Raw genomic sequence first — 19,273 nt, forward strand, 5'->3', positions numbered from 1 at the left:
GCCTGCTGTTTCACGTGTGCAAAGCGTAAGTGAATAAGATGTTGAATGAACTCTGCTCAGTTACTGCTGGAACGCTCTGGCATTAGGGTTGTGGAACTCGGGATAGAAGTCGACGTAATCGTAGCCGCGGGCAGCCATGAACCGACCCATACCGAGCACGCGGAACTCCTCGGGTGGATGAACGCCCATTTCGACGAACGTATCTCGGATCTGGCAGCGCAGATAGTGGTCCATGAAGGACTTGAAGTATTCCAAGTCCTGTGGATCAATCGGCAAAAGTTCGAGAACCGTGTCTGGCTCGCGTGCTGCTGGAGCCAGATGATCATCTGCAGCCACCAGATGACCGCCACTGGGGTACTTCACGTAGAGTTCCGAGGTGTCGTCAATATACGCTGCGTCACTGAGATCGACGTCCTCGTCGATAGCACGGACAGTGAATTCGCCAGCAAACTCGCCCCAGGCATCTAACTCGCGGCCAGAGACATCAGTGAGATCGATCTCGGCCGCATCCTTCGTCACGTCCAGATTGTGTTTCCGTGCAAGTTCCGTTCCAAGGTCAGTCTCCAGCGGATCGACACCGAGATAAACATTTTTGCTGTATATCGTCGGATCGGTCGCTTCTGATGGGTGTGTCATCGCTGGTCTGGTTCCCGTGCCATCTTCGTAGTCGAACTGCTGGTAGAGGTCGCCGAAATGCTTCTCGAATTCGGCGAGATCCATTTCGGTAATAGCCTGGCGAACAGCGTCTATTCGCACCGGGTTTTCCGGTGCTGGGACAGTGTCGTAGCCCTCTTCGACGAAGACGTAATACCTAGCAAATTTCCGAGCCTGGAGTACGCGCTCACCTTGTTCATCAGTACGTTGAGCTGGATCGTCTGGGTATCCATCTTGTTGGTGGTGATAAATATCTCCGTCATGTTCCATCTCAATCAGGTGTTCAGTGCCAGCATTATCGATAACACTGAGCCCCACAGCGATGTCATCTTCACCAGTTATTGTTGCTTGCATAATTTATTAGCTCGGTTGGGTTCTTTTTGCAAGTCCACGTCCACTGTTCTCAGAGGAAGTCGAGGGGTCAACTTTCTTCAGTTCCTCAACCTCTGCCTTGAGCGATTCGTATTTCTGTTCGAGTTCCTGAACGGACTCAGTGTGCTTTTCTGGGAGCGTATAGTCAGTTAGTTGCTTGGCTGCATCACTGGCAGCCCCGCCGAGCAGTTCGCCACCGACTGTTTCTCCGAGTTTCGATCCGACAGCAGCACCGGCAGCCGTCCCCATTGGCCCAGCAAAGCTTCCGAGAGCACCACCCAAGACGGCACCGAGACTTGCCCCCCCCCAACCATTCCGACGGCTTTTCCACCGGCACCGGCGAGGGAACCAATCGCACCTTTGGTTACTGCCTGGGAGAGATCACTCCCAACCTGCTTGGTCTTCTCCCACGCGTTGCTGAAAAATCCACCATCATCCGTCGCCTGGGTGGACTTACCGGCGATGTTTCCAGGCGTCTCACGCTCTGGGCCTGCCTCGAGCGGATCTTGCTCGGCCTGGTTCCTGACAACGCCCTCGTAGTGGTTCTGGACGATTTCGTACACCTCGCCTCTGGTGACGTATTCCGACTCACCTTTCGCCGTCCGCTGAATGTGGACGTCGGCCCCCATCCGACTCACGAACAATGGCTCGTCGGCCGACAGCGCCTGTGATGCGGCCTCGTCGGCCTCGCGCTCCAACTGTGGATCCGGATCAATCTCCAAATCCGCCCCTTCCTGGGGCATCATGCTGATCGCCGCGCCAGTCTGCTGTTTCACGTGAGCGAGTTCGTGCGCAAGGAGAAACTGCCCCTCGCCAGACCCCGGGTTGTACTCGCCGGAATTAAACACGATATCGTTCCCACACGTGAATGCCTTCGCGTCGATTGCGTCGGCGGCTTCCGCCGCTTTTGCACCCGTATGAATCCTGACGTTCGAGAAGTCCGCATCCATTCGTTCCTCGAGTGCGCGTTGAATCGGCTGATCTAACGATTGTCCACCGTCGCCGAGCACCCCGAGCACCGTATCAGGTACCTCGTCCTGGCTCGTGTCAGTGCCCTCGAGGGCGCGCTGGATATTGAGCTCGCTGGGTGAGGGTGCGATACCGGGATGGCCGAATACGCCGGAGGAAAGCGGATCGCCACCGTATACCTCGTCCGGGTTTGGGCCGTACAGGGTTGACTCGTCGGCCAGCGCAGCACCGTGGACTGACTGTGCCCCCATCGCCGCGCTCGAGTGTGTTGATTGCTGGGGTGACGTACTCGCGTTCGCTTGCTCGGACGACTGTGTTTTCCGTTTGCGGGACTTTTTTGATCCCATCTACCGACCCTCCGTTGGGCTTCGATTGGAGGGCAGTCGACACGAACGATTCCAACAGGTCATTTTTCTTCTCTACCGACAGCAGTAACATAATACTTTCTCTTCTGTTGATGATTTGAGGCGTATGTCCCGCAAGAACGCTCAGTAGAGACGAATCGATCACAGTATACGAATAGTGCCGACCGAACAGACCCGAAGCAAAGTGTTATTTATTTCCAGACAGTTACCGAGTGGTATGTACGAGCACTTCAGCGAGCACCTCCAGGCCGAGTTTGATCGGCTTCAGTGGGTTCTCGAGTACGTCCAAGAGAACCCCTCGCTGATCGCACCACCGCTTGACGGCGGTGGATCGCAGCTGTCGACCGCTGGCGTACACATTCGCGCACTCTCAGCTGGCATCGATACGAACGAACACCCAGCGTCACTCGAGACGGTTCGCGAGGAACTGACTACCCGAACCGAGACCATCGACGAACGCGTCGACGAGGCGCTCGAGGCAGACGTCGACCTCCGACTCGAGACGATCCATCGAGAGTTCCATCTAACGCGAGCCGACCTCGAGACGCTGCTCATCGTTCTCGCACCGGCGTTCGATCGATCTCTGCTCACGATCTACGGCTCACTCACCGGACTCGATACGCCCACCTTCCCGACGGTTCAGTTGGCCGAAACACTGCTCGCGCTCACGGCTCCAGAATCCGACCGCACCGAGTCGCCGCTCGCCCCCACCGCCCCGCTGTTCGAGTACGACCTCCTCGAGCGCGTCTCTGAAAACTCAGCCAGCCCCGAAACCTACGACGTGCTCACCGTCGACGACCGCATCGTCCGCTACCTCAAAGGCGACGACAGTCTCGAGCCCGCCCTCGCCGAGTACGCCAGTCTTGAGTCACACGACCGCACGCTCGAGGAGCTCGTCTTCCCTGACGAAACGGCCGCCGCACTCGAGGGGATCGCCACGCGCTCGCGTGAGGCCGAGTGGCCGACGATCTACTACGCCTCGGGCGAGGACGGCACCGGCAAGGATCGACTACCGGGCGCGCTCACCGACCCCGAGACGCCGATTCTTCGCGCCGACGCCGCCGATATACTCGACGATGATGCCGTGTTCACGCGATTCATCCGCGAAGCGACGTTGCAGGAGACTGCGATTCACCTCGAGGGTCTCGAGGCGATTACCGAACAGAACGACGGCCCCACCCTCGATGACGACGAAAGCGGCCTCTCGATCACCGACGGCGACGACACGCCGACGGTCGACGCCATCGTCGAACGACTCGACGACGCCCCCGGCGACGTCTTCTTGAGTCATGCCAACCCTTGGACGCCCAATGTCGACCTCGAGCACCATCGCCTCGAGACCTGCGACTGTCCGTTCCCCGACTACGAGACGCGGTTGACCATCTGGGAGGAGTACGCCGCGGAGTTTGCCGACGACGTGCTGTGTTCGACGCTCGCAACCAACTTCCGGCTCCCTCAGCGCGACATCCGCCACGCGGTACGGACCGCCCGCTATCTCTGTCGTACTGACGCCAATCCCGACGACCTTGAGGCCGGAGCGCCCGCGGACGCGGTCGACGAGAGCGACGAGAGCACCACGTCCGACCCCTTTGCCCCTGTTGACGGGGAACTCACCCGGGAGCACTGTTACGACGCCTGTAAACGCTACTCCGCGAGCACACTCGAGGCGCTGGCAGAACCACTCGAGCCTGGCTACGGCTGGGGGGATATCGCGCTCAACGACAAGGCCCAAACCCACCTCGAGGAACTCGCAGGACATCTGCAGTACCGCGGTCCCGTCACGAGCGAGTGGGGCTTTGGCGAGCCGGGCAGCCGCGGCGACGGCGTCGTCGCGCTGTTTTACGGCCAACCCGGCACCGGAAAGACGATGGCCGCCGAGATCATCGCGAACGAGACCGGTCTGGATCTCTACCGCGTCGATCTCTCGCAGGTGATCAACAAGTACGTTGGCGAGACCGAAACCCGACTTGCGGCGCTGCTGGACGAAGCCGAACGCTCGAACGCCATCCTGCTGTTCGACGAGGCCGACGCGATCTTCGGCAAGCGCGCCGAGGTCAAAGACGCGACGGACCGCTATGCCAATACAGAGATCAACTTCCTCCTGCAGCGACTCGAGTCGTTCGACGGAATCGTCTTGTTGACGACGAACAAGGAGGCCGGAATTGACCCGGCGTTTAAACGGCGCATCGACCACGCAATCAAGTTCCGGAAACCGCAGGAACTCATCCGACGCGAGCTCTGGCAAACCGTCTTCCCCGACGAGGCCGTCGTCGCGACCGATACCTTCGACTACGAGTTCCTCGGAAGACTCTCGACGACGCCCGCAGTCATCAGAAAGGTCGCCAAATACGCCGCCTACATCGCCGCGACCGAGTCCCACGACGGTCGCCCGCTCGCAACCGCCACGACCGATCTCGAGGCGGTGACGATCACCTTCGATCACATCATCCTCGCGTTGCAGTACGCCAAGGAGGCCGGCGGTGGTGGATTCGAGATTGATTTCCGCGAGTACGAGGACAAACGCCGCACCTACGAGAGCGCAACTGTCGAACGGGATTGGCAAGAAGAGCTTCGCCGGACCTACGGAACTGCTCCGGACGAAGCGAACGTGGACGCGGATACAGATGCAGAAGGGGATACGACTGCTGAGCAAGGGGACGCTTCGAAGTCAACGCGCCACAGTAGCCATTGACGGACACGCGACTGTCGGTGTCGGATATTCGTCGACTCAGTTTCCAGTATTTTAGCTATCAGTACGTGGATCGGCACTGGCTGCATCATCGATGTCCTCGTTGGTATCGTCCTCGCTGCCGGTTCCGCGACTCATCTGTACGTCACGATCGCTGACGCGTTCGAACGGCGTCGACTGCGTCGAGGGAATTCTGATGGGGCCGACCGCGTAGGTCGCACACGGCTGCAACGGCAACTCGGGAAAGGTACTCCAGAGATCCGTCAGCTCCGTCGGGTCTCGCTGCTCGAGTGTGACGGTTAAGCGCTCATCACCAAGCTCGGCAGGGAGTTGCGCGGGCTCAATCGTCTCGGCGTCGTACAATGTCTGCATCGCCTGTCCCAGCAACTGATGCTGATCCAGTACCGACTCTCTACTGTCGTCGCCATCGGCCCCCGGGACAGTCATCAACAGGTACCGAAGCTCGAGTCCGAGCGGTGACTTTTCCTTTCGATCCCCGGAGACGCGGGTGGTCTCGGTGTTGAACGAGCCGGCCTTGGAGACGCCATACAGGTACAACACCAGCCGAATCGTCGACTCTTCGCCGACCGCAGACGGGGAAATCGGCTGGATTTGCTCTTCGTCGAGCATCTCGTCGTCGTCGTTGCGAGCCAACCGGAGTCGAAGCAGGTTCACCAGCAGATCCGTCGTCGCCTGGATCGCCGACGATGACGCCATCAGGCGCTCACCACCGATGAAAACGGCACTGTCGGGATCGATAGCTCCGCCTTCGAGTCCGAGGCAAACGGCGTGTCTCTCTGGTCGCGTTGTGCGTCGTGATTCATCAAGTATGTTGAGACTACCGGATAACCGCCAGTAAAGATTTTCGACCAGCCGTTCGGTCGAAACGCTGTAACTGTCCGGAAGTATGGATGCTCTCAGACCGGATTACTCCGGTAGTCCAGACATCTTCGTGAACTGCTCGTATGCCAGTTCAATCTGCTCGATTGCCATTCCCTGGTTGGTACTGACGAGGTCGGGACCGCGCCACATCGTTGGGTAGGCGCGTTTGAACTCCCAGCCCCAGCCACTCTCGCCGTTGAAGCCATCTCGCATCTTGATGACGACGTTCTTTCGCGTCACGTTGCCGCTCATCACCTCCTGGATCCACTCCCAGAAGGAGACATCGTTCGTCATCCCGCGTTGTAACACGAGATTCGCGTGCGCGAACGTTCCCGGGAGCGTATGCACGTGATCGTTTACACCACCCTCGTTGTACTGGATCGTCTCGAGTTGCATCGTGACGCCCGAGACCTCGGCGAAGCCGGCGACCGAGTCGCCGTCGATCTGCACCTCGAAGTTGTATTGCGTGTACAGGTCGTTATCGTCAGTGTACGGTTGGTCTGTCATGGTATCAAATTCCCATCCTGCCTTCGAAATGAACGTTGACGGGTGCTCACTGGCGGACCGAGTTAGTGGTCCCCCAACGAGTTCTGCAGCACGATTCCGTCGCCGTCATTGCCGAGGATACTACCGCCGCCGGTGTCGTGATCCGGTTCGACGTCCCCGTTCATCCGGTCGTTGATCTCGCTAATCTCCTCACACCAGCGCTGTCGCTCCCAGTGGGGGAGTTCGAGCACCTCGTCGTGGCTCCATCCGAAGTGATAGGCGACGAACGCGACTTCCTCGAAGAGGACGTCGGAATCGTACAGTCGCATCACTCCGTTGGATTTCCCAGTTCGGCCTCTTCGGCGTCGTCCGACACCCTCGAGTCGGTATCGGAGTCCTCGAACGCCATTTCGTCAGCGTCGTCGCCGGCACCGATGTCGGAGTCGAGCGCATCGGATGCGTGGGCTGTCCCTCCCGGAGCGGGGTGATCGAGACCGGCATCGTCGTCGGTCGGCTGCAACTGAGCGCCGGTTTCCGTGTCGACCTCGAACACGGCACCGCACTCGGGGCAGGCTGTCTCAACGGTGTTTCGGCCCTGATTATTGACTCGCTCGTACATCGCCTGGAGGTACTCGAGGTCAGTGACGAACAGGTTCTCGATCACCGACTCGTCGATGGTCTCGAGGGACCCCAGTTCCGTCACGACGCGCGAGAGCAACACGATGGTCAGGTACGACGAATTCGACTGCACCCGCGGATTCTTCAGCGGCTGGATCTCGTCGGCAGCCGTCGCGAGTCGCATCCGGCCCTCTTTGTGGAGGGTTCCGTCATCGTCGACGTAGCCTCGTGGCAGCGTGAACTCGAACTCGGTCTGCAGTGATTGGCCGGTCATATGTTATCGGGAGGTGCGGTTCGTGACCGAGACGCGCTCGGCAAACGGTGTCGCTGTGCCCATGTGCAGACAGCCCTCATCGTCGACAGTCCATTCATCATCGAACCGGTTGCGGGTAACGGTGAACGGACGGGACGAACTCGTGTGTGAGCGCGTCATACGTTCTTTCGGTCCATTTCCTCGAATTCGACGGTGTACGTCTCGACGGCAATCGCCTGCGAGCCGCTTCCCGCCTGTGCGTTGAGCGTCGGCGGTTCGTACTTTCGAATCCAGGCGTTCGTGAACTCGTATCGAAGGGCGGATTCACCCGACTGGTCCTTGATGACGACAGCGATGTTCTTTCGTGCTTCGTCCTCTCGCCCTTCCTGAACGGCCTGTCGCCACTCATCGAGCCGTTCGTTGTCCTCCTCAGCACCGCGAGCGAGCACCAGCGGCGAGTAGCGAACGTCGCCGAAGAGTTTGCGGGCGTGCTTTGCGTCGTTTCCTTCCCGGTAGTCATGTTCGTCGGTTTCCTGGGTCGGCAGTTTGACCTCGAGGAAGCCGGGTACGTCTGCACCGTCGAGTTCGACGGCGAATTCCGTGCTTGGAAGTGGTCCGTGTTCTGGCATTTGCGTTTGTATTTCCGTTAATGATTATGTTTGGTTGGTTGATACAGTGATAGAACGTGTCGGGGTCGTTATGAGTCCCCGGTGTCCTGGCTGATGCGGAAGACGACGAATTCGGCCGGTTTGACCGGTGCAATACCGATTTCAACGATCAGACGACCGTTGTCAATATCGTCTTGAGTCATCGTTTCGTCGCCACAGCGGACGTAGAACGCCTCGTCGGCGGTCGATCCCTGCAGGCCGCCTTCACGCCAGACGGTCGTCAGGAAGTTCTCGGCCGACTGGCGGATGCGAGCCCAGAGATCCTTGTCGTTTGGCTCGAAGACGGCCCACTGGGTCCCTTCGTCAATCGACTGTTCGATGAACAGGAACAGACGGCGAACGTTGAGGTACTTCCATTCAGGATCGCTCGAGGTAGTTCGAGCACCCCAAACGCGAACACCGCGGCCCTGGAAACTGCGGATGCAGTTGATTCCCTTCGGATTGAGCACGTCCTGTTCGCCCTTGGTGATGTCGTGTTGCAGTCCGACGATGCCGCGAACGACCTCGTTTGCCGGTGCCTTGTGGACACCGTGTTGGGCGTCACTGCGAGCGTAGATGCCGGCGATGTGACCGCCCGGTGGCGCGAGTTTTTCGCGGTTCGTCACTGGATCCAGCACGGTAAGCCACGGGTAGTAGTACGCCGCGTACGAGGAATCGACCGGCGTCTCCATCTCCGAGACCGGGCCGGGGTTCTGCGGTGCCTGCAAGATCGCGAATCGCTCGCCCATGTTCTCACAGTGAGCGACGAGTGCGTCCGTGAGCCCTGCGACGTCGTTCTCGTCGGGTGCACAGACGATCGAGATGTCATCAAGGGATTTGAGTCCGGCCAGACCGGTTCGCAGGCCGGGCTTGTCGATCCCTTCGTAATCGCTCAGGGAAACTTCCCCTTCGGACTCGGGTTTCGTCGGCTCTTCAGTGACAACTTCGACATCGACTTCCTGTTCGCCGGAGCGAATCTCTGTTAGGTCGGTGACGAGATCGTCTTTCGACGCATTTCCGTCGGTATCGAACGGCTTTGCGAGTCCCTTGAGATCGTTGTACTCCATCTCCTCGAGATCCTCGGGGATGTAGACAACAGTCTCCTCGCCGTCGGTTTCGACGAGACCGCCATCGGAGTACGCCGTCGGGCGGTCTCGGTTGAGCCAAGTAAGCCCGTCGACGGGACGACCGTCTTCGAGGTACTCGACATCGACGAGTACCGAGTTCGTGACCTGTTTCTCGTAGAACTGACTCGACTGTGGATCCGTCGACAGTCCGTCGAACACTTCCTCGACGTCAGGGGACGGCTCCGGTCGATCTGAAGCGGGCTGACTGACCTCCTCGAGATCACACGACCAGTATCGAACGACCATGTCGAACTGGCCCGGACGCTGGCCATCACGGACGACCACTGCGACGGAGGTACCCCATTCGCCGGGACCGTCGGCTTCGACTTCGAGGACATCCGTGCCGTTCTTGTCGATGAGTGTGGTCGATGCGACGTCGTTCGGATCGGCGGCGGTGACGCGACTAACGTAACAGCGACTTCCACCGTTTTTGAAAAATCCGTCGATGGCGACATCCAGATGTGAGTTTTTCGGACTTGCTCCGTACACTCGTTCGAACTCCGTGTAACTCGTTACGAGTTGCGGCTCCACTGGACCGCGGTGAGTCTGGCCGAGGAATCCGGCCGTGCTTGTACTCACACCCTCAACTGATTTGCTTCCACTGCTGACTTCTTCAACGTATACGCCTGGCGACTGATACTCTGGCATTAATAATTTCCTCCACTTGTCTGACTACAATATGTGTGTTGTATATTGATATAATATAAGTCTTTTTGATTAACATACACTTTGCCGCTGAAATCGAGTGACGTGACCATCACACTGGAGTGGCAAGCAAACCACTCTGAGAGTGACTCAACTCACGACTGCGATGTGAACTCAGGCCTCGGGGACGACGTCAACGAGGATTTCCAGGGAATCTGCGGCCTCACAGACCCGGTCATGAGCGTCGACTAACTTGATGAGTGGCTCGTTCGACTCGATAGACGACTGCAACCGGGAGACGGACTTCAAGTATCGCTCGAGGCTCGCCTCGGTGACGACCCGCTCGAGTGGTTCGCCGAGTTGAATCAGTTGCTCGAGGAGGGCAGAGAGTTGCGCTCGATACGCATCCTTGGTGATGGGGTCGTCGCCGTCGACCGTCCGCAGGCGCTCGCGAGAGTGTTCGACGACCTCGCGTGCGAGACGTGCGCCCTCACCTGAGTGCGGCTCGATCCGCTGGCTCAGCGTCTCGAAGAATCGAATTCGATCCTTGAGCGTTTTCCGCAGGACGTACCGTTGGAGCGTCTGTCGTTCCAGGTCGATCTCCTCGACCGTTTCCTCGAGTGCGGAGAGTCGTTTCGTGACTCCCGAGAGACCGTCGGGGCGGTTCGGAGTTTCGTCTTGGATCGGCGTCTCGTGTGGGTTCTCGGTATCGGTGATGTGGTTGACGAAGACCGTAAACAGCAGTTCGTGGTCGTATACGTACGCGCGGCCAGGTGACTCTGCTGCATGTATCCACGATCCGTCGGGCGCACGCTCGAACGCGCCGAGATAGACAGCTGGATCAACGTCGTCCGCCCCGCTGGTACGGTGGTGCTCGTGGTACTGTTCAGCGAGGTGTTGGGCGATAGTGTGTGGGTCATCGTCGCTGGATGCGAGCGACGAACAATCGAACTCGGGGATGTTTGACGACCCCGATGGTGGTTCCTCGCGATGGGTGAGTTCGAACACTTCGACATTTCGGTTCGGAACCGCTTCGTCGTCGATTGCGCCGTCCGTATCCGGAACCGGGACTGTTTCGACGGCGACCTCACTGTACTGTGCGTACAGGTGGAACTCGTCGGCTGGTGGGGCGGGCAGCGATTTCGTCGTCACCTGTTCGACGACAATCGGTCGTCCGTGCCCATCGAGGGCGAGGCCAGCACTAATCGTCACGTTGATTCCGTCGTCAGTGTCTTCGACTGACTGGATCTCGAGGCCGTAGACGATGCCTGCGCCGTCGATGAACCGATTGACCGTGTGCAACCGCTCGGCGTGATACGCCTGTTCGGCTTCCATATCGCGAGGCGTCATCAGCTTCCCCTTGAAGAACCGATTCTTCTCGAACTGAGAGAGCCATCCCTCATCACCAGTCGTATAGTCCGCATCCCGAGTCATGGCAGCGTAAGCACACACATGGATCCCACACATGAGATATAAAATGATCGATCAACGTCCGTGTAATAACTATTCAACTTACGGAGTGGTGGGAAAATGTTTCCACCAACCAGTTCGAACATTGAACTGATATCGTGGTAATTTATACGAGGTAGAATCAAACATCCGTCATCGTCCGCGGAACTGTCCGTGTTCGGACACCGCCTCAGATGGCGGCTCATCGAACGGCCAGCCCGCATGCGTCTCTCCATCGGTATGAAAGCGACAATAGAATCCGAATCTGACCGCACCGCGACGCTAACCGTCTCCGACAGCGAGGCACACAGCCATCGACTTGTCATCGACCGGACCGGCACCATCCAGCACCATCACTGTGACGCGTATCCGGCCGAACCGGCGGATCGAACGCCGGTAGAGTACGAACGCTGCGAACAGGTACAACGGTTCGCGAAGTACGCGCTCTTTCGACGCCGCGGCGACAACGTGCTATCCCCGTATGATCCGGCCGACCGAATCGCGTATCCGGAACGGATCGCCGCGACCACACTCATCGTCGGTGCAATGTCCCTCGAAACAGTCGAATCGACGTTCGACAGCGTGTACCGCCAGCTCTCGAGCGCGACCGGCGCCGACGCTACCGCTGACAACCGCCCCGTCCAGCCGCCGGCCGAGGCGCCGGACGCCAACTGGACTCTCCTCGAGCAAGATCTGGCACTCAGAGTCGGGGATGATCGGCTCAGACCGCTTTTCGAGGCCGTACTTGAACTTGAAGCGCTAGGCGCACTTCGGCAGTTACTGGACGAACGACCTGAGCGAGACGACCAGCCGCTGTTCGCTCGACTCAACCGCGTACTCGAGGTGACGCCGCCGCGGGCGGACGGGCGAACGCCCCCATCGCGTACTGTCCCCGAGTGTCTCGCGGAGCCGTCGGCGATACGGGTTCACTGGCAAACTGACGGCGGGACGAGAGTGACGTACGGAGATGAATCCGCTTCCGTCGACGCACCGCTTGCGGCCCGGCTTCAGCTTCCGGCCGCCGAGACACCCATACGTTCGGTCGCATCGCTGCAACGATCGATCGTCGACCACCTTCTGTGCCAACTCCGAGACTGTTACGTCGGCATGGGACTAGCCCCGCCTCGGGGACTCCGTGTTCGCGGGCCAGGAATTGCGGCGTTCACCGATACGTACGAGCAAGATGCCGTCTATCAGCGCTATCACGACCCCGACGCGATCATCGATTGGACGCGGCTTTCGCCAAATCCGTTCTGAACGTGTGTGAGACAGGCGGACGAACGCTTGCACTCGATTCCCGGACTCGAGTACTCATGTCTAGCGTTTTGCATCGTCAACAGAGACTGCTTCAATCGTTCACTCGAGTCGCTGCCAGCGCGTTGCGGCCTCGAGTTCAGGGATAACGGTCGCCAAGTCGAGTTCGGCGATGTTGTAGAAGCGTTCGCGGCCGACGGGGGTTTGGACGCGGACGACGGCCGTATTCGTTTCGACGCGAAAAATCGAGAGACGCCACGTACTTCCAATTCGTTCCCACTTGCTGTGACACGGTGCGTCGTCCTCGAGAAGTCGGGCGCCGAGTTCCCAACTCAGCCGAGATAACTGTGGCAGATCGAACGGGACGACATCAGGACGCACACCCCCTGTTGCCCTGTTACGAGAGCCATGGGTAGCCATACCACAAGATCCGTAGTCTATCATAAAAAGCCACCTATATCCAGCAGATCGTGACTCGGATCCGAACAAAAATCCAGCAGATTCGTGGTGGATCACGTTCTCGCGAGCAGGGTCGTCCCGACTTGCAGTGGCTACTATAGCCTCCAGTTCCAATACCCCGCTATGGACCGCAAGGAGTTTCGCGATCTCGCCTCCCCCGCTATGGCACGCGAGGCCATCGATTCACTCTCGCTCGAGGGTGGTGTCGACCGGGTATCGCTCGCAGATGCCCGCGGTCGGGTACTGCTCGCACGACTCGATGCCGAACTCGACGTGCCGGGGTTCGACCGGGCGAGTCTCGACGGCTACGCGCTGTCCGCACGCGACACGTTCGGCGCTGACGAGGCCGACCCCGCGCGCCTCGAACTTGTTGGCGAAGTACACGCCGGCGAGGAACCCGATGTGGCGCTCAAGTCCGGACAAGCTGTCGAGATTTCGACGGGGGCCGTGATGCCCGATGGTGCGGATGCGATGGTGCCGGTCGAGCGAACCGATGTCGACGAGAACGGCGACGTGTTGGTTCGAACGTCGGTCGCACCTGGTGACAACGTCATGTTCGCGGGCGCGGACGTGGCCGCGGGTGAGCGGGCACTCGGTCCCGGCACGCGGATTACGCCGCGGGATATCGGGCTTCTTTCTGCGCTCGGAATCGATGAGGTCCCCGTCCGCGCGCCCCCGACAGTCGGCATCGTCTCGACGGGCGACGAACTCGTCCGGCCGGGCGAGGACGTCAACAGCGCCCGGGGAGAGATCTACGACGTCAACAGCTACACCATCGCCGCGGGCGTCGAAGATGCAGGCGGCAAAGCCGTTTTGTATCCTCACGCGGGCGACGAACAAGACGAGATGGAAGGCGTGCTCCGGGAGGCCGCCGAGGAGTGTGACCTTGTGCTCTCCTCTGGCTCAACCAGCGCCAGCGCGGTCGACGTCATCTATCGCGTCATCGAGGAGCAAGGAGACCTCCTCTTACACGGCGTCAGCGTTAAGCCCGGCAAGCCGATGCTCGTCGGTCGACTGGATTCCTCTGCGTACGTCGGCCTCCCCGGCTACCCCGTCTCCGCGATGATGGTCTTTCGGACCTTCGTCGCGCCGGCGATCCGCGAAGCGGCCGGACTCCCCGAACCCACCGCTGCAACTGTCTCGGGTCGACTGGCTCGAGAGGCACGCTCCGAGCAGGGCCGGCACCGGTTGCTTCCCGTCGGCCTCGTATGCGATGGCGACGGCGAGATGCTCGTCTACCCCGTCGACAAAGGGTCCGGTGCGACGACCAGCCTCGCCGAAGCCGACGGCGTCGTCGAAATCGACGCGGAAACGGACTATCTCGAGGCCGACGAGTCTGTTACCGTCCAGTTGTTCTCGCCGGATGTTCAGCCACCAACCCTGCTCGGTGTCGGCGAAAGCGACCCGACGCTGAATCGCGTGCTTGACCGTCTCGAGAATCCGCGCTATCTCTCGGTTGGCTCGCGTCCCGGCCTGCGCCAACTGCGCGAGGGCGTACCGGACGTTGTTGTCGTCGCTGGGCCGCTTGAGCGGGATCTCGAGGCGACGACGCTCGCCGAATGGGACCGCGAATGGGGGGTGGTCGTCCGGGCCGGGAATCCGGACGAAATCGACGAACTGGCAGATCTCGTTGACCGCGACCTCCAGGTTGTCAATCGGACGACTGACTCCGGCCTCCGCTCGAGTCTTGGCGCGGCCGTGGCCGAACTCGCTGCTGAGCGCGGCGTGGAGCGACACGACATCGTCGAATCGATCGACGGCTTCGACCTCGGCTTGCGAGCACACGAAAGCCCCGCGCGGCGAGTCATCGCTGGCGACGCCGACGCCGGACTCGGCCTGCGCGAGACCGCCGACCGACTCGACCTCGGATTCGTTTCGCTCGGCACCCAACCCGTCCGCATGCTGGCAAATCCAGATCGAGTCAAAAAGCCAGGCGTCCGCAAACTCGAGGCGGAACTGACGACCCACATAACAGACAACTCGAGCGCAAACAAATAACTCGAGAAGACAGTCAGGCCTGTCTGGACAGCGGTTTTTAGGGAGTGCTGGTGTAGGAGGCCTGATGTCGACAATAGCCGAGATCCGACTTCCAGCGACGGATACGATACTCGAGACGACGTTTGAGCACGCCCCTGACGCAACGTTCGAAATCGAGTCGTCGGTCTTGGGGACACAACCGTGCCTCTGGGTTTCCGGTATCGGCCAGGCACACGCACGGCAGGCGTTCGAGCGGGACCCGACCGTCGAGGCGTTCGACCTGCTCGTCGAAACTGATTCGAGGTTCTTGTTTGACATGTGCTTTCGAGACGGGCAGGGCATCGAACGGTTGTGTGACGACCTCCTTGCGGAGGGTGGGTCGCTGCTCGAGGCCTGGGGAAACGATGGCTGGTGGCAGGTTCGCGCCCGCTTTCCGGACCGAAACGCCCTCTGTGATGCGTACGATCAGTTCGTCGACCGCGGCGTCAACGCCGACCTTCGGCGCGTGACCGATGTGTCTGCCTACACAGAGCCAGAGACGCGGCTGACGTCACAGCAACGAGAAGCACTCGAGGCCGCCCTCGAGTACGGCTATTTCGAGATTCCGCGCAACATCTCGATGGAGGAGTTGGCAGACGAACTCGGCATTTCACATCAGGCGCTGTCCGAGCGATTCCGCCGCGCCTACGAGACGCTTGTCGACGAAGAGTTACAACCGCAGAACGAACGCTCTCGATCAGTCCTCGAGTAGTCTTACAGTTCGTTGAACGACTGCACGCGGTAGTCGCCAAGGACGCAGCGACCGCGCCGGTCGTGACCGAGTCGTTCGACGTGGATCGCATCGAGACCGGCGTTCCAGGCCGCCCCAACGTCACAGGCACCGTCACCCGCAAGGACGCCCTGTGCCCCGTTTCCGGCAACCCCGAGGTCGGCCATCACCTGCTCGACGGGTTCCGGGTCGGGTTTCCACCCCGTCTCCTCGGTACAGCACAGTCGCGCGTCGAACCAGTCGCGGATGCCGACATGCTCGAGAACCGGCTCTGCGAGGAACTCCTGACAGTGGGTGACGAGGCCAACGGGTTCTTCGAGGTCGGCGACGAACTCGGCGTCAGGGTGGAGGTAGGTCTGTTCGGCCCGCACCGCCGGATCTTCGTTGGCGTGAAACGCATCCCAAAACTGCGCGGGTTCGATCCCCCACTCGCGGAGTTGGTGATCTCGAGAGCCCGTCAGGCCGTTCCAGAGGATTTCAGCCTCGCGGTCGCTAAACTCACGGCCGAGGTCGTCACCGACCCGGTCGAACACGTCGCGGGTGTACGACCAGTCGACGTCAACCAGCGTCCCGTCGAGGTCGAGCAACCAAAAGTCATACTCGGAGACCATTCGGACACAACTGTACGGCCGTCGTGAGTAAATGCGTATCGGTTACGGACAACTGCTCGCCATATGCCGTTATATATCCTCAGTCACCCGAATGCTCGAGCCGAGATACTTCGAGAGAACCTCGCTGACGTTCTCAGCCTTGAACGTCTCGAGGTCGTCCGCAATTTCCGATTTCATCGCCTCGAAGTACACTTCGTCGACTTGCAGTTCCCGAAAGTCAACCGAGACGATCGGCAGGTCCAGCCACTCCTCAGCAAGTTGCCGGGCGTGGTCCTGATCCGAAACCTCCCCGCGCCAGAGCGTGTTTCGGAAAAAGAGCCAGCCCTCGCTGCCCGGCTCCGGTGCCTCGCGAAACACGATCACCCGTGGCTCGGCGCTGCCTGGCTCGAGACTGATCTCGTCCTGTGCGGACTCGAGATGAACGCGAACGGCAAAGACGTACTGCCCGTTCATACCACAGCACAACGAGAGGGGCCGCCGTCGGCGTTACGGTTGCAGCTGCAGCGGCGCTCGCGCTCACGCCGCACTGGTCCACATCCAGGCAGTAGAAACTCGAGTGAGCGGCCGTGAAAACAACCGATTCGGCCCGCTTAGGCGTCTCGTTCGGACTCGATCAGTTCCGCCATCTCGAGGTCGGCGTCGGTGATGCCGCCTTCCTCGTGGGACGTGAGTCGAATCTCGACTGTTTTGTAGCCGATGATGATCTCGGGGTGATGGGCCTGCGATTCAGCGATTTCGCCGACCATCTGGGCGAAGTTGACGCCGTGGAGATAATCGTCGAACTCGTAGGTGCGAACGACTTCGTCATCCTCGCGCGACCAGCTCTCGGGCAGTTCCGTCTCAATCTCCTCGTCTGAAAGTAACTCTCCCATGTGCTGGCGAACGGAACCCACTCAAATAATGATTGTGCCACGCCCGGTCAGACAGCAATTTTCCACGAGCCGGCTCGAGATGCTCCCCAGCGCTGGATTCGACGGTTCGTGATGGCCGAGTAGCTTAGCCCGACTAATCGTCGTCTGCAGTGCCGACTCCGACACTCGAGCGGTCCTCGGTAAACAGCGACGACTGAATCGCATCGTCCTGAAAGTCGGGATCGAACAGTTGCAACGCTGTGTTGATCGTACTCCAGTCGTCCTCGGCGGCGGCATCCCGCAGACTCTTAGTCGGCGGCGCAAGCAATTGGCTGACAAGCGCGTCGGCCATCGACTGGACAATCTCGCGCTGGCCCGGCGAAAGGTCGTCGCCGTTTGCCTCGAGTTTCGAGAACGCGGTCTCGAGTTCGCGTTGTTTCAGCCGTTCAGCGGATTCGTACATCGCGGCGATAACCTCGTCCGCACGGGCGCGCTTGTACTGGTCGGCGAGCACGTCGAGTTCGTAGTCGATCATTTGCTCGACCTCGCATGCTGCATCGGCGCGCTGTTCGCGAGTTTCGTCGGTAATCGACTCAAGGTCATCGAGATCGTGTACCGTCACGGATGACAGCGAGTCGACGGCCGGTGCGACATCTCGAGGCTGGCCGAGATCGACAACGATCTGTGTGGTGTCGTCGTCCTCGAAATCAGCTGTCTTCAGCACGGGGTCGGTACTGCCAGTCGCCGTGACGACGACATCGGCAGTTGGCGTGACTGTCGACAGCGACTCGAGCGGCAACGCCTCAGCCGTTGTCTCCTCAGCGGCGAGTTCATCCGCGAGATGTTCGGCATGGTCGACGGTTCGATTGGCGACAAAAACCGACTCGACGCCGGCATCGGCGAGGCTCCGCCCGGCAAGTTGGCCCATTTCGCCAGCGCCGACAACGAGTGCACTCGCCCCCTCAAGATCGAGATCTCGAGCGGCGAGCGTCGTCGCGGCAGAGCCGAGCGAGACGATGCCCTCATTAATTTCGGTTTCCGTACGCGCGCGTTCACCGACATGAATTGCCTTCGTGATGGCCGCCTCGAGCATCGTGCCGATCCCATCGGCCTCGCGAGCATCCTCGTAGGCAGTGCGGACCTGTCCGATAATCTGGTCCTCACCGAGAACGACCGACTCGAGGCCGGTCGCAACCCGCAGCAAGTGGTGAAGGCTCTCGTCGTGGTCCGTATAGACGACTGCGTCGTCGACGGCAGCGCCGAAGAATTCCTCGAGTGCGGCCCGACCGAGAGCGGCGTCAGGGCTGACGACGTACACCTCAACCCGGTTGCACGTCGAGAGGACGTATGCCTCGTCGATATCGGGAACGGTTCGAAGCTGTGCAACGGCAGTCTGCTGGCTGTCGGGACTTACCGTAGCGAGTTCGTCAACCGACCCACTCGCGTAGGTAACGCGTGCGCCAGCGATGACGCCTGATGGCATCACGTGCTGTCACCCCCAGAGAGATTTTCATCAAGCACGTCGTCGATCACTTGGCAAGGTTTGGGTGTGCCATTACGTAAAGCTGTCCAAAGTTCCGGGGATTGAGTAATCATCCGAAGAAGCGCTTGTCGCCGCGCTGGCTCGACATCTTCCGCGTCTAGTTGCGCACGTACCTCGGCTAGACATGTCGCCATTTCACCAGCCCCCGAAATCGTCTCCTCAAGTTCCTCGCGAAGGTATGCACTCAGCGATGGAGCCGTCCCACCAGTCGCGACCGCGACGACGACGGGGTCATCACGAACCGTCGCTGGAACGACCACGCTCCCAGGATCGCGCCCGCCCGACTGATCCGCGCGATTGACGAGACACCCACGCGCTCGAGCCGCCGACTCGAGGGCATCGTTAATCGCCTCGTCGTCCGTCGCCGCGACGACCAGCGCGGGCGCGGTACGCTCGAGCCAGTCGTCGATCTCAGCAGGTTGAAGTGCGGCTCGAATGCGTGTTGCACCGCCAAAATCGCGATCGGAAAAGTCAGGGCTGACGACGATTACGTCGGCCTCGCGGGCGAATCGGCGAGCCTTTCGTGCACCGACTGCTCCGCCGCCGACGACGAGCACCGTGTGGCCGGAAAAATCGTGGAGGAGTGGAATCATCGCGAGAGATCGTACTGGTTCGTAGGGTGTGTCACAGATATAGCCTGTGGAGACAAACCA

General features: G+C 60.2%; 21 protein-coding genes. 4 read left to right on the forward strand and 17 right to left on the reverse strand.

The genetic code is table 11. The features are described from left to right. Positions 1–60: 60 nt before the first annotated feature. Genes G6M89_RS03175 through G6M89_RS22225 form a run of 3 tightly spaced genes read right to left on the reverse strand, consistent with a single transcriptional unit; the run spans position 61 to position 2,342 of the window. The gene (locus tag G6M89_RS03175; protein WP_165160339.1) at positions 61–1,008 is read right to left on the reverse strand and encodes a hypothetical protein; all 948 of its coding nucleotides are present in this window, start codon (positions 1,006–1,008) and stop codon (positions 61–63) included. A 6-nt stretch (positions 1,009–1,014) separates the two neighbouring features. Then, positions 1,015–1,275: a hypothetical protein gene (locus G6M89_RS22840; RefSeq protein ID WP_394352355.1), complete on the reverse strand. Its 261-nt coding sequence runs from the start codon at positions 1,273–1,275 to the stop codon at positions 1,015–1,017. Then, the gene (locus G6M89_RS22225; RefSeq protein ID WP_241175192.1) at positions 1,176–2,342 is read right to left on the reverse strand and encodes a DUF4157 domain-containing protein; all 1,167 of its coding nucleotides are present in this window, start codon (positions 2,340–2,342) and stop codon (positions 1,176–1,178) included. The genes G6M89_RS22840 and G6M89_RS22225 overlap by 100 nt, the downstream gene beginning before the upstream one ends. A 235-nt stretch (positions 2,343–2,577) precedes the next feature. Here G6M89_RS22225 and G6M89_RS03185 point away from each other — a divergent pair, with 235 nt between their 5' ends. Continuing rightward, positions 2,578–5,052 carry an ATP-binding protein gene (locus G6M89_RS03185; protein WP_165160340.1) on the forward strand — a complete coding sequence of 825 codons (2,475 nt, stop codon included), beginning with the start codon at positions 2,578–2,580 and terminating at the stop codon, positions 5,050–5,052. A 51-nt stretch (positions 5,053–5,103) separates the two neighbouring features. On the opposite strand, the gene G6M89_RS03190 is transcribed toward G6M89_RS03185, so the two are convergent. The 8 genes from G6M89_RS03190 to G6M89_RS03225 form a co-directional block, all read right to left on the reverse strand. Then, positions 5,104–5,766, reverse strand: coding sequence for a Pvc16 family protein (locus G6M89_RS03190; protein ID WP_165160341.1), 663 nt, complete (start codon positions 5,764–5,766; stop codon positions 5,104–5,106). Between the two features lie 210 nt (positions 5,767–5,976). After that, a complete protein-coding gene (locus G6M89_RS03195) occupies positions 5,977–6,438 on the reverse strand; it encodes a phage tail protein (RefSeq protein WP_165160342.1) in 462 nt (153 codons plus the stop codon). A gap of 62 nt (positions 6,439–6,500) precedes the next feature. Next, the gene (locus tag G6M89_RS03200; protein ID WP_165160343.1) at positions 6,501–6,749 is read right to left on the reverse strand and encodes a DUF6760 family protein; all 249 of its coding nucleotides are present in this window, start codon (positions 6,747–6,749) and stop codon (positions 6,501–6,503) included. Further along, positions 6,746–7,309, reverse strand: a complete 564-nt coding sequence (locus tag G6M89_RS03205) for a hypothetical protein (RefSeq protein ID WP_165160344.1) — start codon at positions 7,307–7,309, stop codon at positions 6,746–6,748. The genes G6M89_RS03200 and G6M89_RS03205 overlap by 4 nt, the downstream gene beginning before the upstream one ends. Positions 7,310–7,312: 3 nt before the next feature. Continuing rightward, positions 7,313–7,468 carry a hypothetical protein gene (locus G6M89_RS03210; RefSeq protein WP_165160345.1) on the reverse strand — a complete coding sequence of 52 codons (156 nt, stop codon included), beginning with the start codon at positions 7,466–7,468 and terminating at the stop codon, positions 7,313–7,315. Next, on the reverse strand, positions 7,465–7,917 hold the full coding sequence (locus G6M89_RS03215) for a phage tail protein (RefSeq protein WP_165160346.1): 453 nt from the start codon (positions 7,915–7,917) through the stop codon (positions 7,465–7,467). Before G6M89_RS03215 ends, G6M89_RS03210 begins: the two co-directional genes overlap by 4 nt. Positions 7,918–7,985: 68 nt before the next feature. Then, the gene (locus G6M89_RS03220) at positions 7,986–9,710 is read right to left on the reverse strand and encodes a phage tail sheath family protein (protein WP_165160347.1); all 1,725 of its coding nucleotides are present in this window, start codon (positions 9,708–9,710) and stop codon (positions 7,986–7,988) included. A 171-nt stretch (positions 9,711–9,881) separates the two neighbouring features. Beyond that, positions 9,882–11,141 (reverse strand): hypothetical protein, encoded by a 1,260-nt coding sequence (locus tag G6M89_RS03225; RefSeq protein ID WP_165160348.1) that lies wholly within the window; start codon positions 11,139–11,141, stop codon positions 9,882–9,884. Between the two features lie 255 nt (positions 11,142–11,396). Between G6M89_RS03225 and G6M89_RS03230 the strand changes: the two genes are divergently transcribed. After that, the gene (locus G6M89_RS03230) at positions 11,397–12,413 is read left to right on the forward strand and encodes a hypothetical protein (RefSeq protein ID WP_165160349.1); all 1,017 of its coding nucleotides are present in this window, start codon (positions 11,397–11,399) and stop codon (positions 12,411–12,413) included. A 99-nt stretch (positions 12,414–12,512) separates the two neighbouring features. Here G6M89_RS03230 and G6M89_RS03235 read toward each other — a convergent pair whose 3' ends face one another. Then, the gene (locus tag G6M89_RS03235; RefSeq protein WP_165160350.1) at positions 12,513–12,830 is read right to left on the reverse strand and encodes a hypothetical protein; all 318 of its coding nucleotides are present in this window, start codon (positions 12,828–12,830) and stop codon (positions 12,513–12,515) included. 162 nt (positions 12,831–12,992) lie between these two features. On the opposite strand from G6M89_RS03235, the gene G6M89_RS03240 reads away from it, so the two are divergent. Next, positions 12,993–14,867, forward strand: coding sequence for a molybdopterin biosynthesis protein (locus G6M89_RS03240; protein ID WP_165160351.1), 1,875 nt, complete (start codon positions 12,993–12,995; stop codon positions 14,865–14,867). A 64-nt stretch (positions 14,868–14,931) separates the two neighbouring features. After that, complete coding sequence (locus G6M89_RS03245; protein WP_165160352.1) at positions 14,932–15,597, forward strand: helix-turn-helix domain-containing protein; 666 nt, start codon at positions 14,932–14,934, stop codon at positions 15,595–15,597. Positions 15,598–15,599: 2 nt separating this feature from the next. Here G6M89_RS03245 and G6M89_RS03250 read toward each other — a convergent pair whose 3' ends face one another. The 5 genes from G6M89_RS03250 to G6M89_RS03270 all read right to left on the reverse strand — a co-directional run bounded on the left by G6M89_RS03250 (position 15,600) and on the right by G6M89_RS03270 (position 19,213). After that, positions 15,600–16,226: an HAD family hydrolase gene (locus G6M89_RS03250; protein ID WP_165160353.1), complete on the reverse strand. Its 627-nt coding sequence runs from the start codon at positions 16,224–16,226 to the stop codon at positions 15,600–15,602. A 69-nt stretch (positions 16,227–16,295) separates the two neighbouring features. Continuing rightward, a complete protein-coding gene (gene lwrS / locus G6M89_RS03255; RefSeq protein WP_165160354.1) occupies positions 16,296–16,679 on the reverse strand; it encodes an LWR-salt protein in 384 nt (127 codons plus the stop codon). A gap of 137 nt (positions 16,680–16,816) precedes the next feature. Then, positions 16,817–17,098, reverse strand: a complete 282-nt coding sequence (locus G6M89_RS03260) for a 4a-hydroxytetrahydrobiopterin dehydratase (protein WP_165160355.1) — start codon at positions 17,096–17,098, stop codon at positions 16,817–16,819. A gap of 133 nt (positions 17,099–17,231) precedes the next feature. Beyond that, complete coding sequence (gene hemA, locus G6M89_RS03265) at positions 17,232–18,560, reverse strand: glutamyl-tRNA reductase (RefSeq protein ID WP_206335421.1); 1,329 nt, start codon at positions 18,558–18,560, stop codon at positions 17,232–17,234. Continuing rightward, positions 18,560–19,213, reverse strand: coding sequence for a bifunctional precorrin-2 dehydrogenase/sirohydrochlorin ferrochelatase (locus G6M89_RS03270; RefSeq protein ID WP_165160357.1), 654 nt, complete (start codon positions 19,211–19,213; stop codon positions 18,560–18,562). Before G6M89_RS03270 ends, hemA begins: the two co-directional genes overlap by 1 nt. Between the last annotated feature and the right edge of the window lie 60 nt (positions 19,214–19,273).

Origin of the sequence: Natronolimnobius sp. AArcel1, assembly GCF_011043775.1 — an archaeon.
In the GTDB taxonomy this organism is placed as follows: domain Archaea; phylum Halobacteriota; class Halobacteria; order Halobacteriales; family Natrialbaceae; genus Natronolimnobius.

Excerpts from the sequence above, each read along its gene's own strand:
- G6M89_RS03205 (WP_165160344.1), bottom strand. The coding sequence starts at position 7,309 with ATGACCGGCCAATCACTGCAGACCGAGTTCGAGTTCACGCTGCCACGA.
- G6M89_RS22225 (WP_241175192.1), bottom strand. The coding sequence starts at position 2,342 with ATGGGATCAAAAAAGTCCCGCAAACGGAAAACACAGTCGTCCGAGCAA.
- G6M89_RS03195 (WP_165160342.1), bottom strand. The coding sequence starts at position 6,438 with ATGACAGACCAACCGTACACTGACGATAACGACCTGTACACGCAATAC.
- G6M89_RS03190 (WP_165160341.1), bottom strand. The coding sequence starts at position 5,766 with ATGGCGTCATCGTCGGCGATCCAGGCGACGACGGATCTGCTGGTGAAC.
- G6M89_RS03225 (WP_165160348.1), bottom strand. The coding sequence starts at position 11,141 with ATGACTCGGGATGCGGACTATACGACTGGTGATGAGGGATGGCTCTCT.
- G6M89_RS22840 (WP_394352355.1), bottom strand. The coding sequence starts at position 1,275 with ATGGGGACGGCTGCCGGTGCTGCTGTCGGATCGAAACTCGGAGAAACA.
- G6M89_RS03220 (WP_165160347.1), bottom strand. The coding sequence starts at position 9,710 with ATGCCAGAGTATCAGTCGCCAGGCGTATACGTTGAAGAAGTCAGCAGT.
- G6M89_RS03260 (WP_165160355.1), bottom strand. The coding sequence starts at position 17,098 with ATGGGAGAGTTACTTTCAGACGAGGAGATTGAGACGGAACTGCCCGAG.
- G6M89_RS03250 (WP_165160353.1), bottom strand. The coding sequence starts at position 16,226 with ATGGTCTCCGAGTATGACTTTTGGTTGCTCGACCTCGACGGGACGCTG.
- G6M89_RS03240 (WP_165160351.1), top strand. The coding sequence starts at position 12,993 with ATGGACCGCAAGGAGTTTCGCGATCTCGCCTCCCCCGCTATGGCACGC.
- hemA (WP_206335421.1), bottom strand. The coding sequence starts at position 18,560 with ATGCCATCAGGCGTCATCGCTGGCGCACGCGTTACCTACGCGAGTGGG.
- G6M89_RS03245 (WP_165160352.1), top strand. The coding sequence starts at position 14,932 with ATGTCGACAATAGCCGAGATCCGACTTCCAGCGACGGATACGATACTC.
- G6M89_RS03210 (WP_165160345.1), bottom strand. The coding sequence starts at position 7,468 with ATGACGCGCTCACACACGAGTTCGTCCCGTCCGTTCACCGTTACCCGC.
- G6M89_RS03270 (WP_165160357.1), bottom strand. The coding sequence starts at position 19,213 with ATGATTCCACTCCTCCACGATTTTTCCGGCCACACGGTGCTCGTCGTC.
- G6M89_RS03235 (WP_165160350.1), bottom strand. The coding sequence starts at position 12,830 with ATGGCTACCCATGGCTCTCGTAACAGGGCAACAGGGGGTGTGCGTCCT.
- G6M89_RS03175 (WP_165160339.1), bottom strand. The coding sequence starts at position 1,008 with ATGCAAGCAACAATAACTGGTGAAGATGACATCGCTGTGGGGCTCAGT.
- lwrS (WP_165160354.1), bottom strand. The coding sequence starts at position 16,679 with ATGAACGGGCAGTACGTCTTTGCCGTTCGCGTTCATCTCGAGTCCGCA.
- G6M89_RS03230 (WP_165160349.1), top strand. The coding sequence starts at position 11,397 with ATGAAAGCGACAATAGAATCCGAATCTGACCGCACCGCGACGCTAACC.
- G6M89_RS03215 (WP_165160346.1), bottom strand. The coding sequence starts at position 7,917 with ATGCCAGAACACGGACCACTTCCAAGCACGGAATTCGCCGTCGAACTC.
- G6M89_RS03185 (WP_165160340.1), top strand. The coding sequence starts at position 2,578 with ATGTACGAGCACTTCAGCGAGCACCTCCAGGCCGAGTTTGATCGGCTT.